Source organism: Lysobacter oryzae DSM 21044 (genome assembly GCF_059568595.1).
The window spans coordinates 137,519-150,494 of sequence record NZ_JCANTQ010000013.1 but is presented as its reverse complement, the minus strand read 5'-3'; the positions used below and the strand labels follow the sequence as shown (position 1 = coordinate 150,494).

The 12,976-nt window shown below is 66.3% G+C and carries 12 protein-coding genes; 5 read left to right on the top strand and 7 right to left on the bottom strand.

Translation table 11 applies throughout. The annotated features are described in order from the left end of the window. Positions 1-224: 224 nt before the first annotated feature. The 3 genes from BP05_RS12935 to BP05_RS12925 are packed head-to-tail and all read left to right on the top strand — an operon-like array spanning position 225 to position 2,482. Entirely contained in the window at positions 225-743 is a 519-nt protein-coding gene (locus tag BP05_RS12935; protein WP_496364105.1) for a lysozyme inhibitor LprI family protein, read from the top strand. Positions 744-788: 45 nt separating this feature from the next. After that, positions 789-2,150: a VgrG-related protein gene (locus BP05_RS12930; RefSeq protein ID WP_496364103.1), complete on the top strand. Its 1,362-nt coding sequence runs from the start codon at positions 789-791 to the stop codon at positions 2,148-2,150. Positions 2,151-2,170: 20 nt separating this feature from the next. Continuing rightward, positions 2,171-2,482, top strand: a complete 312-nt coding sequence (locus tag BP05_RS12925) for a hypothetical protein (RefSeq protein ID WP_496364101.1) — start codon at positions 2,171-2,173, stop codon at positions 2,480-2,482. Positions 2,483-2,532: 50 nt separating this feature from the next. Here BP05_RS12925 and BP05_RS12920 read toward each other — a convergent pair whose 3' ends face one another. Both BP05_RS12920 and BP05_RS12915 read right to left on the bottom strand, forming a co-directional pair. Next, positions 2,533-2,919, bottom strand: coding sequence for a TfoX/Sxy family protein (locus BP05_RS12920; RefSeq protein ID WP_496364099.1), 387 nt, complete (start codon positions 2,917-2,919; stop codon positions 2,533-2,535). Then, a complete protein-coding gene (locus tag BP05_RS12915; protein ID WP_496364097.1) occupies positions 2,916-3,401 on the bottom strand; it encodes a GAF domain-containing protein in 486 nt (161 codons plus the stop codon). Before BP05_RS12915 ends, BP05_RS12920 begins: the two co-directional genes overlap by 4 nt. A 45-nt stretch (positions 3,402-3,446) precedes the next feature. Here BP05_RS12915 and bioD point away from each other — a divergent pair, with 45 nt between their 5' ends. Continuing rightward, entirely contained in the window at positions 3,447-4,121 is a 675-nt protein-coding gene (gene bioD / locus BP05_RS12910; protein ID WP_496364095.1) for a dethiobiotin synthase, read from the top strand. A gap of 62 nt (positions 4,122-4,183) precedes the next feature. Here bioD and BP05_RS12905 read toward each other — a convergent pair whose 3' ends face one another. The 5 genes from BP05_RS12905 to queD all read right to left on the bottom strand — a co-directional run bounded on the left by BP05_RS12905 (position 4,184) and on the right by queD (position 10,459). Beyond that, on the bottom strand, positions 4,184-7,342 hold the full coding sequence (locus BP05_RS12905; protein WP_496364093.1) for an efflux RND transporter permease subunit: 3,159 nt from the start codon (positions 7,340-7,342) through the stop codon (positions 4,184-4,186). Between the two features lie 76 nt (positions 7,343-7,418). Next, a complete protein-coding gene (locus tag BP05_RS12900; protein ID WP_496364091.1) occupies positions 7,419-8,633 on the bottom strand; it encodes an efflux RND transporter periplasmic adaptor subunit in 1,215 nt (404 codons plus the stop codon). Next, the gene (locus BP05_RS12895) at positions 8,633-9,397 is read right to left on the bottom strand and encodes a TetR/AcrR family transcriptional regulator (protein WP_496364089.1); all 765 of its coding nucleotides are present in this window, start codon (positions 9,395-9,397) and stop codon (positions 8,633-8,635) included. The genes BP05_RS12900 and BP05_RS12895 overlap by 1 nt, the downstream gene beginning before the upstream one ends. A 147-nt stretch (positions 9,398-9,544) precedes the next feature. Next, positions 9,545-9,946 carry a phasin family protein gene (locus tag BP05_RS12890; protein ID WP_496364087.1) on the bottom strand — a complete coding sequence of 134 codons (402 nt, stop codon included), beginning with the start codon at positions 9,944-9,946 and terminating at the stop codon, positions 9,545-9,547. A gap of 156 nt (positions 9,947-10,102) precedes the next feature. Further along, entirely contained in the window at positions 10,103-10,459 is a 357-nt protein-coding gene (gene queD, locus BP05_RS12885; RefSeq protein ID WP_496364085.1) for a 6-carboxytetrahydropterin synthase QueD, read from the bottom strand. A gap of 139 nt (positions 10,460-10,598) precedes the next feature. Here queD and BP05_RS12880 point away from each other — a divergent pair, with 139 nt between their 5' ends. Beyond that, on the top strand, positions 10,599-12,935 hold the full coding sequence (locus BP05_RS12880; RefSeq protein WP_496364083.1) for a Tex family protein: 2,337 nt from the start codon (positions 10,599-10,601) through the stop codon (positions 12,933-12,935). Positions 12,936-12,976 lie beyond the last annotated feature (41 nt).

Below are 12,976 nucleotides of genomic sequence, written 5' to 3'. Positions count from 1 at the left end.
CGCCGATCCGTTACGGCGGCTCGCAAGCGCGCAAGTGCAGTGGCAAGATGCCAGTACGCGCCCATCGAGGTGCACGAACCAAGGGGTGGACATGGAACGTCCCACAGTCGTCTCCGACGACAATATCGACAGGCCAGTTGGACAGGCGAATCGTTCTATCAGCACGGGTGCCGCCGATTCTGGCGGGCTGCTGCATTCACTTGTAATCAAAAGGAGTTGAACTGATGTTTACGAAAGCGATCCCACCCCTACTTGCGGCGATCCTGTTGGTCGCATGCGATTCCACCGCGACAGGCGCTCCGGTAGCGACCGCTCCAGATGCCACAGCGGATACTCAACCGGAGCCGGCGACCGCGCAGACAAGGCTTCATTCCTCTGGCAGCGGAGCCACCGGTGCAGCCACGACGACAAACGCGAACGAAAGAGTCTTGCGCGACTCGTACTACGAATGCGCCGCATCCAACGATGGCTCGACGTGGGCCATGCAAGCTTGTGTCGTGGCGGAGTTTGAGTATCAAGACGCCAGATTGAACGCTGCGTATCGAAACGTCATGGCAAAGCTTTCCGATCACAAAAGGAGCGAGCTCAAGGACGAAGAGAAGAAGTGGATTTCCGAGAGGGATTCGGTGTGTAGCTGGGACGCGCAAGTGGAAGGACAGGCTCAGCGAATTGAGGCCAACATCTGTGCGTTGAAGAGGACGGCAGAAAGAGCGACTCGGTTGGAGAGAACGCTGTTGGACTAAGTGGTAGTGGCGATCGGCTGAAACAAATGTCAGGGAGTGACAGATATGAACGACAAAGTCCAGGAAGCACGTCGTGTCGTCGAGAGTTGGCACCTTGGGCAAACTTCCGCCCGCTATGAGTCGAGTGGGCTCGGGGCCGGGGTCATCTCGACCGGCAAGGGAGATAGAGGTGGCGTTTCGTACGGCGCCTACCAGCTGTCGACAAGGATGGGAACCTTGCAGGAGTACTTGGATCAATCGCGGTATGGCGATCGGTTCAAGGGGTTGACCCCCACGACGCCGGCCTTCAACGCCAAATGGAAGGAGCTTGCGAAGTCGGACCCCGGGTTTGCTCAGGATCAGCACGATTTCATTGGCAGGTCACACTACGGTGAACAAGTTGCCGCCCTTAAATCCGCAGGCATCGACCTGTCGGACCGGGGCCGCGCAGTACAGGACGCGTTGTGGAGTACGTCCGTTCAATTCAGAGGGCTTACGCCGCGAATATTTGCCAAAGGCCTCGCCGAGAGGTTTGGACCCGACTGCAATGTGTCCCGGTTGTCGGACACTGACATCGTCGGGGCCGTTCAGGACTACAAGATTGCCCACAATGCTTCTCTGTTCAAAAGCTCACCTGAGTGGCAGCCGGGTCTGCTGAAGCGAGCAAGGGCCGAAAAGGCGGCGCTCGTGGAGCTGGCGACGCAAGAGGAGCTGTTGCGGAAGAACGGTGTCCTTGTTGAGGATTTCCGTGAAGGGCGGCTGGACGGTGCGGTACCCCGGCAACAATCGCATGCGCCAAATCCCAAAGAAGTCCTTCGCGATGGCGAACGCGGGCCCGACGTTAGGGCATTGCAGGATCGGCTGACAGCACTCGGCTATACCGCCCCCCACGGCCACCCCTTGAAGGTCGACGGCGAATTCGGAGGCAAGACCGAGCACGCGGTGCGCGCCTTCCAGTGCGCACATGGCCTGCACGTTGATGGGATCGTCGGCGACGACACGCGCGCCGCACTGACCAGGGCCGAGCGCTCGCCCTTGCTGTCGGAGAAGACGCACCCGAGCCACGCGCTGTACCAGCAGGCGCAGCACGGGCTGCGGCAGTTGCCTGCGGGCACCTTCCGCAACGAATTGGAAGTGGACAACACCGCTGCGGCGCTCGCGCAGAAGGCTAGGGAGAGCGGCGTAGGGCGCATCGACCACGTGCTGGTGAACATGCGCGGCGACGGATTGCTCGCGGTGCAGGGATACCTGCACGACCCGGCGCGCCATCTGGTATGCGTGGACAAGGCACAAAGCGCGGTACAGCCCGTTGTGCACAGCACCGACTTGCTGGCGACGCAGGACGCGAACTGTCAAACGGCCCAGGTCCAGGCACAGATGCAACATCAGGAGCATCGCGCGGGGCTGGCGATGGCGATGCGGCCGTAGCATTGACCCGGAGCGGGTTGGTGCTTCAGGAAGGCCTCGCATGCGAGGCCTTCTTTCTTGCCTGCATCCGGCGCATTGCGCATGCGGCCCCGCTCGTGGCTGCGGCCGTCTCGGTTGCCTCGAGATTGCGTCAGCCCAATCCGCGAGCGGTGGAACTCGCGGTGCTTGACGGCAACGTGGTGTCCACAAGCCGCGAGGCGGCGGCGGTGATTGACCAGTTGATGGAGACTTTGGCCATCGCGAAGGTGCGCGGCTTCGCCTGCGTCGATACCCGCCTATGGGTTGCGCGCGCGAGAAGCGCCACCCGCAACGGGCGGGAGCTGCAGCACTGAAGCCAGTACTACGTCAGGAACCCCGGTGGCGGGGGCGTGCGCTCCGCGCGTCAGTCTTCGGCTTCGCCGGTGGCTTCCTGGGAATCGAACAGCGCGCCAAATGTCGCCGCGTCGGATTCGGGTTCGCTCATCTGTGTGGTGGTCACCGGGCCGGCCGCAGGCCGGTTGCGCGGCGGCGGCAGCTTCGCGGTGGCGGCGTCGGCGGCGAGGATCAGTTCCTGGCGGCGTTCCTCCGGCACTTCCTGCCAGTGGCAGTCGAGCAGCGCGCCTTCGATCGCGTAGAGCAGGTTGAGCCCCGGCTTGAAGCCGGCGCGCTTGACCCGCATGAAGGCCTCCACCGTGCCGACCGCGGCCAGGTCCTCGAGCGTTCGCAGTCCGACCTGGCGCAGCCACGCGGCGCTCTTCGGACCGATGTTGCGCATCTTCGCCGTCGTCATGACAGGGATTCCATGAAGGCCTGGGCGAGGGCTTCGAGGCCGCGCTGGTCGTCGGCGTCGAAGCGATCGGGTTCGGGACTGTCGAGGTCGAACACACCGACCAGTTCGTCGCCGCGGAATAGCGGTACCACCACCTCCGAGCGCGAGGCCGCGTCGCAGGCGATGTGGCCGGGGAACGCGTGCACGTCGGCCACGCGCTGGGTCTGGCGCGTGCGCGCGGCGGCGCCGCACACACCCTTGTCGAGCGGAATGCGCACGCAAGCCGGCAGGCCCTGGAACGGGCCGACCACGAGCTCGCGGCCGTCGAAGAAATAGAACCCGACCCAGTTGAGAGCCGGCAGCGCGTGGTAGACCAGCGCCGACAGGTTGGCGGCGTTGGCGATGCGGTCGCGCTCGCCGGCGAGTAGCCCGTGCGCCTGCTCGAGGAGCTGCGCGTACTGCTCGGCCTTGCTGCCGTTGAGCTGGGAGGCGGTGAAGGTCATGCCGGCAGTGTATCAGCCGGGCCGCGGCGGCTAGGATGCCGGCCCATGACGCTGAATTCTCTCTACGTGACCGGCACCGACACCGGCATCGGCAAGTCGGTCGCCAGCGCCGCGCTCCTGCATGCGTTGCGCGCGCGCGGCCTGCGCGCGGTGGGGATGAAGCCGGTGGCGAGCGGCTGCGAAGCCACGGCCGAAGGCTGGCGCAACGAAGATGCGCTGGCCTTGCAGCAGGCCAGCGCGCCAGTGCCCGGGTACGCCGACGTGAATCCGTTCGCGCTGCCCAATCCGCTGGCGCCGGAACTCGCCGCGGCCGACGCCGGCATCACCGTCTCGTTGCCGCCGATCGCCGCGGCCTACGGGCGCCTCGCCGCGATGGCCGATGCCGTGGTGGTCGAGGGCGTGGGTGGCTGGGCGGCGCCGCTGACCCCGAGCCTCGACCAGCTGGACGTCGTGCGTGCGCTGGACCTGCCGGTGGTGATGGTGGTCGGCCTGCGGCTGGGCTGCATCAACCATGCGCGCCTCACCGCGCGCGCGATCGAGGCCGATGGCGCGCGGCTGCTCGGCTGGATCGCGAATGACATCGATCCGGGCATGGCGCGCATGGACGACAACTTCGCCATCCTGCAGCGCGTATTGCCCGCGCCGTGCTGGGGTCGACTGCCCCATGCGGCGACACCTGATCCGCGGGCGATGGCGACGCACCTGGTCGTACCGGACTGACACCGGCTTCTCGCAAAGCAGAACGGGCGCATCGCTGCACCCGTTCCGTGATCCGGTGTGGCTTAGCCGGCTTCCGGCGTGGGCGGCAGCGCGGGCTCGCCTTCCGCCGCCTTCGCCTCGCGCCGCTTGCTCTGGTCCTGCGCCAGGTACAGGTAGAACGCCGGCAGCACGAACAGGGTGAACATCGTGCCGATCAGCATGCCGGCGGCGATCACCAGGCCCATGCAGAAGCGCGCGGCGGCGCCGGCGCCGCTGGCGATAAGCAGCGGCACCATGGCGAACACCAGCGCCGCGGTCGTCATCAGCACCGGACGCAGGCGGATGCCGGCGGCCTGCTCGATCGCTTCGCGCTTGCCCAGGCCCTGTTCGATCTGCAGCTTGTTGGCGAACTCCACGATCAGGATGCCGTGCTTGGAGATCACGCCCACCAGCGTCACCAGGCCGACCTGGGTGTAGATGTTGATGCTCATGCCGGGGAATCCCGCCATCCCCATGAAACCGAGGATGCCGTTGAGGATCGCCAGGATGTTGAGCACCAGCAACGCGCCGCAGATCGCCATCGGCACCGTCAGCAGCATGATGATTGCGTCGCGGAAGCTCTCGAACTGTGCCGACAGCACCAGGAAGATCACGATGATCGCCAGCGCCAGGGTCATCAGCATCGCCTGGCCCTCCTGCTTGAACTGGCGCGATTCGCCGGCGTAGTCGACGCTGTAGCCCTGCGGCAGCACCTCCTTGGCCGCGCCCTCCAGGATCGACAGCGCCTCGCCCTTGCTCACGCCCGGCCGCGGCGCGAACGTGATCGAGACCGCGTTGAGCTGCTGGAAGCGCTTGAGCTGCTCGGGTTGCGCCGATTCCTTCAGCGTCACGATCGTGGACAGCGGGATCAGGTCGCCGTCCTTGGTCCGCGTGTAGTAGTTGGTGAGGTCGCTGGCGTTGAGCCGGTCGCTGCGCTGCACCTGCGGGATCACGCGGTAGGAGCGGTTCTGCAGGGCGAAGCGGTTGGCATAGCCGCCCGACAGCATCGCCGACATGTCCGCCGACAGCGTGCGCATGTCGATGCCGAGCAGTGCCGCCTTGTCGCGGTCGACCAGCACCTCCACGCGCGGCTTGTCGATCTTCAGGTCCTTGTCGAGGAAGATGAAACGCTTGCTCTCGCGGGCCTTGGCCAGCACCGCGTCGGCCAGCTCCTGCAGCTGCGTCAGCGAGCCGGTGCCGCCGATCACGAACTCGCCGCCGCCACCGCCGCCGCCGGCGCTGGGCAGCGCGGGCGGCACCTGCGCGAACACGTTGAGGCCGGTGATCTTCGACAGTTCCGGCTGGATCGTCTGGTCGAGGACCTGCTGGGTGGTGCGGTCGCGCTCGCCCCACGGCTTCAGCACGAAGCCGGCGATCGCGGTGTTGGTGCCGGCGCCGCCGTTGATCAGGAAGAAATTCTCGTTCTCCTTGGTCTCCTTGCCGATCTTGGTCAGCTCGGCGGTGTAGCGCTCCACGTAGTCGAGCGTGGAGGCCGGGTCGGCCGATGAGAACGAGAAGATGAAGCCCTGGTCCTCCGCGGGGGCGGGTTCCTTGGGCGAGCCCATGTAGAGGAAGGCGCAGGAGACGAACACGAGCAGGCCGAAGATCGCGATTACCGATTTCGTCGCCAGCGCGCTGTGCAGGCGCTTCTCGTAGCTACCGCGCAGCTTCTCGAACTGGGTGTCCAGCCAGACCTCGAGCTTGCCCTTGCCTGTGCCATGCTCGTGCGCCTTGAGGATCTTGGCGCACATCATCGGCGTCAGGGTCAGCGCGATCACGCCCGAGAGCAGCACCGCGCCCGCCAGGGTGAAGGCGAACTCGGTGAACAGCACGCCGGTGAGGCCTCCCTGGAAGCCGATCGGGATGTACACCGCGACCAGCGTGGTGGTCATCGCCACCACCGGCCAGGCCAGTTCGCGCGCGCCGCGTATGGCCGCATCGAACGGCTTCATCCCCTCCTCGATATGCCGGTGCACGTTCTCCAGCACGATGATCGCGTCATCGACCACGATGCCGATCGCCAGCACCATCGCCAGCAGGGTCAGCAGGTTGATGGTGAAGCCCATCAGCAGCATCAGGAACAGCGCGCCGATCAGCGACAGCGGCACCGTCACCGCCGGGATCAGCACGCTGCGGAAGCTGCCCAGGAACAGGTAGATCACCACGATCACGATCAGCACCGCCTCGACGATGGTGTGGATCACCTCGTTGATGGCGTCGTCGATGTACTTGGTGCTGTCGTACGGGACGCTGGCGCTCAGGCCTTCGGGCAGCTGCGGCTTGATGTCGCGGTCGAGGGTCTCGCGCACCTGCTTGATGACGTCGAGCGAGTTGGCGTCGGGCGCGACGTAGATGCCCATGAACGTCGCCGAGCGGCCGTTCATCGACACCGAGGAGCCGTAGCTTTCCGATCCCAGCACCACGTCGGCGACGTCGCCCAGGCGCACGATCGCGCCGTCCTGCGAGCGAATCACCAGCTGCTTGAATTCCTCCGGCGTGCGCAGGTCGGTGCGCGCGGTGAGGTCGATGGAGACCATCTGGCCCTTGGTCTGGCCCAGCGCCGACAGCACGTTGTTCGACTGCAGCGCGGTGAAGACGTCGCTGGCGGTGACCTTGAGCGCGGTCATGCGATCCGGCTTCATCCACACCCGCATGGCGAAGGTGCCGCTGCCGATCACTTCCGCGCGCTGTACGCCCTGGATCGTGGCGAGCTTGGGTTCGACCGCGCGCACCAGGTAGTCGGTGATCTGGTTGTTGTCGAGCAGGGTGCTGTCGAACGACAGGTACATCGCCGCGATCTGCTCGCCCTGCTGCAGTTCGATCACCGGGTCTTCCGATTCCGGCGGCAGCTGGCCGCGCAGCTTGTTGACCTTGGCCGCGATCTCGGTGAGTGCGTCGTTGGCGTTGTGGTCGAGGCGGATGTAGGCTTGGATCGACGACACGCCGGCGGTGCTGCTGGACACCAGGTAGTCGATGCCTTCGGCGCTGGCTACCTCGCGCTCCAGCGGGGTGGTGATGAAGCCCTGGATCAGGTCCGCGTCGGCGCCGAAGTAGGTGGTGCTGACGTTGATGACGGCGTTCTGCAGCTCGGGGTACTGGCGCACGTTCAATGACGTGCCCGCGCGTAGCCCGAGCAGCAGGATGAACAAGCTGACGACGAGCGCCAGCACGGGTTTCTTGATGAAGATGTCGGTGAATTTCATCGTGCGGCCTTGGTGGGGTGGCGCTACTGTTGCCGTCACTCCGCGCCGGGCGCAGCGTGACGGCGAGGAAGTGCGGTCAGCGGTTCGCCGGCGTCGGCGTCTTGTCGGACGTTGGCAGCACGCTGTTGTTGATGATCACGGTGGCGTCGTTGCGCAGCTTGAGCAGGCCGCTGGTGGCGACGCGTTCGCCCGGCTTGAGGCCTTCGGTGATCGCGATCAGGTCGCCGTGGGTCGCGCCGGTCTTCACGAAGCGCTGCTTCACGACCAGGGTCGGGCCCGGCGCCGCGCCTTCGTTCTTCGCCTTGGCCGGATCGGCCTTGGCCGGGGCCGGCGCCTCGCTGATCACGTACACGGAATTGCCGTACGGGTTGAAGCTGATTGCGGTCTGCGGGACCACCACGACGCGCTGTTCGCCGCCCTGGTCGAAGGTCACGCGCGCGAAGGTACCGGGCCGCAGCTTGTTGGCCGGATTGCGCAGCGTCGCCTGTACCTGGAAGTTGCGCGTTTGCGGGTCGACCTGCGGTTCCACCGAAGTGATGGTGCCCTGGAACTTCTGTCCCGGCATGGCATCCACCTGCACGTTCACCACCGAGCCCTGCTGGATCGCCGGCAGGCGCTGCTCGGGCAGGGTGAAATTGAGGTAGATCGGATCCAGTTCCTGCAGGCTGACCAATTCGTCGCCGGGATTCACGTACTGGCCGAGGTTGACCTTGCGGATGCCGAGCACGCCGGAGAACGGGGCGCGGATCGTCTTGCGCGCGACGAGCGCGCGCTGTGCGTCGACCTGCGCGCGCGCCGTGGCGGCATCGGCGGCGCGCTTGTCGGCTTCGTCGCGCGACACCAGCTTGGTCGCGGCCAGCTCGTGATAGCGCTGGCTCTGGATCGCGGTCAGGCGCGCGGTGGCTTCCAGCGACTTCAGCGTCGCCACTTCGGTCGAGGCGTTGAGCTGCAGCAGCACCGCGCCGGCGCGGACGCTGTCGCCCGGATTGAAATGGATCTCGCTGATCACGCCCGGCGATTCGGTGGTCACCTGGGTGCCATTGACGGCAACCAGCGTGCCCACGCCTTCCACCGTGTCGCGCCAGGTCTGCTGCTGCGCGACGCCGGCGCTGATGGTCGCCGGCGGCTGCGGCATGTTGTCGAAGAACTTGTTGGTCTGCGCGGCGAAGAACGCCTTGACGCCGAAGACCAGCCCAAATACCAGCAGCGTGATCAGCAGCATCCAGAACATGCGTTTGCGGGTGGAAGGCGTGCGCGGTGCGGAAATGCGCGGGGAGTCGTGCCTGGCCATCAGGTTGCTTCCTTGTGGGAGTGCGGTACGCCGCCCAGCGGCGGTGCAGGTGAATCGAAGACCTCGCGGCTGATGCGCGCCAGCTGCGCGTCGATGGCCGCTTCGTCGGAGACGTCGAACAGCGGCTGCCAGCCATAACCGTTGAGCAGGTGCTGCAGGTGCTTGATCAGGAGCCGGTAGGGCTCGCCTGGATCATGGCGCTCGAGCACGCCCTCGGCATGCACCAAGGTATGCATGCCCATGCACAGCGTCCATGGGCCGATGGTCAGGGCGCGCGGGGCCAGGCCGGTGGTGGAGGGGAGGTCGCCCGCGCGGATGGCGTCGTCGGCGATCCCTTCGATCAGGGCGCCGATCGGGGCGCCGGCCTCCAGCGAGCGTAGGCGCGCGGCGGGCGAGGCGGCGTGCCAGATGACGTCGGTGAACACGTACTGCGACAGCCGGAAGAATTCAGGACGCTCGCGGACCAGCATCAGGTCGGCAATGGCGATGGCGAGCATGCGTTCGCGGGTGGGGCCCTGCCATCTGGCCGCGCGGGTGAACAGTTCGACCCGGCTCATGCAGTTGCGCGTGGCCAGCGCCACCAGCAGGTCCTCCTTGCTGGCGAAGTGCTGGTAAAGCGTGCCGACGGCGTAGTCGCACTCCTCGGCGATGCGCGACATCTGCAGGCTCAGCAGCCCATCGCGCTGGATCAGCTCCTGGGCGCAGTCGAGGAAACGTTGTTCGCGCGCGGCGAGATCGCGCTGGCGGCGTTCCTTGGTACCCATCAGCGTGGTCGGCGGGGGAAGGGCGCAAATTTTGAACCAGATTCAAAATGTGAGCAATTGACCAACGTTGGCGGCGAGGCACAAAAAACCCGGTAGCAGGACTACCGGGTCGTTTGTTCCACGGGGGTGGAGAGAGAGACTTTGCGCTTACTTGGCCTTGGCAGCCTTGACCACCTTGTCGGTGGCTTCCTCGACCGAAGCCTGCGTCTTGGCGGCGACGGTTTCGAGCTGGGCCTTGGCGATCTGGCCGATGGCTTCGTTGGCCTTCAGGGTGCGGCCGTAGACGTCCTGGCCCACCGCGACGGCGCGCTCGACGTTCTCGCGGGCGATCTGCACGCCCTTGGGCAGCAGGGTCTTGAGGGCGTCGAGGTCGCGTGCCTGGCTGGCTTCGCCGAAGAAGGCGAAGGTGGCGTTGGCGCGGTCCTGGATCGCGCCGAGCTGCAGGCCGAAAACGGCCTCGACGTTCTCGAGAGCGATCTTGTTGATCTGGGCGGCCGTGTCTGCGAACTGGCGCGAGGCGGCGGCAAACTGTTCGTTGAACTGGTACATGGCGGCTCCTGTGGGTGGCAATGGTCCGAAGACCGATTGTGCGGCGCAGCATAAACCGCTTTTTGTTGCATTGCAACAACGGCGGAATGACAGCCGAGTGACCGTTCAGGAGGAGCTTGCGGGGGGGGGGGGGGGGGGCAGCCGGGGGCCGCGAGATTACGGCCCGCGGTAACGGCAACCCGAGGTGCAGGTCTCGTGGACCACGACCTCGCTCAGCAGCGGCAGGCCCGGCTTCAGGCGGTCCCAGATCCAGACGGCCAGGCGTTCGCTGGTCGGGTTGTCCAGTCCGGGGATGTCGTTGAGGTAGTGGTGGTCGAGCTGGTCGAAGAGCGGCTGGAAGGCCGTTTTCACATCCCCGAAGTCCATTACCCAGCCGGTCTGCGCACCGATCTCGCCACGCAGGTGCACCTCGACCCGGAACGAGTGCCCATGCAGGCGCGCGCACTTGTGGCCCTCGGGCACGTTGGGCAGCCGGTGTGCGGCTTCGAGGGTAAAGACCTTGAAGATATCCATGCGCCAATTTTACAGGCGCGCCCGATCGCGCGCCGGGGTGCGCCCGGCGTGTGCCCCGCGGAATGTCAATGCTTACGCCGCGGCGGACACGTTGCCACAATCGGCCGGCATTCCCGCAGCAACGATGCCGAACGACGCAATGCCCGAGATTTCCCCGCAGCTCGCCCGCCAGATCGCTTCCACCATCGCCGCCGAGATCGGCGCGCAACCCGCCCAGGCCCAGGCCGCCATCGCGCTCCTCGACGAAGGCGCCACCGTTCCCTTCATCGCGCGCTACCGCAAGGAAGTGACCGGCGGCCTCGACGACACCCAGTTGCGCAACCTCGAGACACGCCTGACCTACCTGCGCGAACTCGAGGACCGCCGCGCCGCGGTGCTGGCCAGCATCGAGGAGCAGGGCAAGCTCACCGACGAGCTGCGTGCAGACATCCTCGGCGCCGATTCGAAATCGCGCCTGGAGGACCTGTACCTGCCGTACAAGCCCAAGCGCCGCACCAAGGCGCAGATCGCGCGCGAGGCCGGGCTGGAGCCGCTCGCCGACGGCCTGCTCGCCGATCCGATGCAGACACCGGACGAATTCGCCGCTTCATTCATCGATGCCGAGAAGGGCGTCGCCGACACCAAGGCCGCGCTCGACGGCGCGCGCGCGATCCTGATGGAGCGCTGGGGCGAGGACGCCGCGCTGGTCGGCGACCTGCGCAACTGGCTGCACGAGGTCGGCGTGATCCGCGCGCGCGTGGCCGAAGGCAAGGAGAACGACGGCGCGAAGTACCGCGACTACTTCGACCACAGCGAGTCGCTGGCGAAGATTCCCTCGCACCGCCTGCTCGCCCTGTTCCGCGCGCGCCGCGAGGAGATCCTGTTCCTCGATCTCGATCCGGGCAGCGACGCCGATGCCGGCCATCTGCTGGCCGAAGGCCGCGTCGCCCACCACGTCGGCGTGAAGTCGCAGGGGCGTCCCGCCGACAAATGGCTGCAGGACACGTGCCGACTGACCTGGAAGGCCAAGCTGCACCTGCACCTGCTGCTCGACCTGTTCGCACAGGCGCGCGAAAAGGCGGAGGCCGAAGCGATCGACGTGTTCGGCCACAACCTCAAGGACCTACTGCTCGCCGCGCCCGCGGGCCCCAAGGCCGTGCTCGGTCTGGACCCCGGCCTGCGCACCGGCGTGAAGGTCGCGGTGGTCGACAGCACCGGCAAGCTGCTGGCGCATGACACGATCTATCCGCACGAACCGCGGCGCCAGTGGGACCAGTCGCTGCACACGCTGCGCGCGCTGTGCGCCAGGCACGGCGTCGAGCTGATCTCGATCGGAAATGGCACCGCCTCGCGCGAGACCGACAAGCTCGCGGGCGACCTGATCAAGCTCGCCCCGGAACTGAAGATGCAGAAGATCGTCGTGTCCGAAGCCGGCGCGTCGGTGTATTCGGCGTCGGAATTCGCGGCCAAAGAGTTCCCGAACCTCGACGTCTCGATCCGCGGCGCCGTATCCATCGCGCGCCGCCTGCAGGATCCGCTTGCCGAGCTGGTGAAGATCGAACCCAAGGCGATCGGCGTCGGCCAGTACCAGCACGACGTCGATCAGTTCCGGCTTGCGCGCGCCCTGGATGCGAAAGTCGAGGACTGCGTGAATGCGGTCGGCGTCGACGTGAATACCGCCTCCGCCGCACTGCTGACCCGCGTGTCCGGCCTGTCGTCCACCGTGGCGGAGAACATCGTCGTCTACCGCGACGCCAATGGCGCATTCAGGAGCCGCAAGGAGCTGCTCAAAGTGCCGCGCCTGGGCGAGAAGACCTTCGAGCAATGCGCGGGCTTCCTGCGCATCGCCGGTGGCGAGCAGCCGCTGGATGCGTCCGCGGTCCACCCGGAAGCCTACCCGGTGGTCGAGCGCATCCTGAAGCAGTGCGGGCGCGAGGTGAAGCAACTGATCGGTGACGCGCCGCTGCTGCGTGGGCTCAAGCCGGAGCAGTTCGTCGATGAGAAGTTCGGCGTGCCGACGGTGCGCGACATCCTCAAGGAACTGGAAAAGCCCGGTCGCGATCCGCGCCCTGAGTTCAAGGCGGCCCGCTTCGCCGAGGGCGTGGAGGAGATCAAGGATCTCAAGGTCGGGATGATCCTCGAAGGCGTTATCAGCAACGTCGCCGCGTTCGGTGCGTTCGTCGACATCGGCGTGCACCAGGACGGCCTCATCCACATCTCGGCGCTGTCCGACAAGTACGTCAAGGACCCGCGCGACGTGGTGAAAGCCGGCGACATCGTCAAGGTGCGCGTGCTCGAAGTCGATGTGGCGCGCAAGCGCATCGCCCTGACGCGGCGACTCGATGATGCGGTTCCGGCGCAGCGCGACGCGAAATCATCCGAAGCGCCGCGTGGTGGTCGCGACGATCGCCGGGGTCCGCGCGACCATCGCAGTTCGACGCCGGCGCCGGCCAACAACGCGCTGGCGGCGGCGTTCGCCCGTGCGAAGCGCGACTGAAACCGGCATGGCGACCGGATACGAAAAAGCCCCGCTTCGGC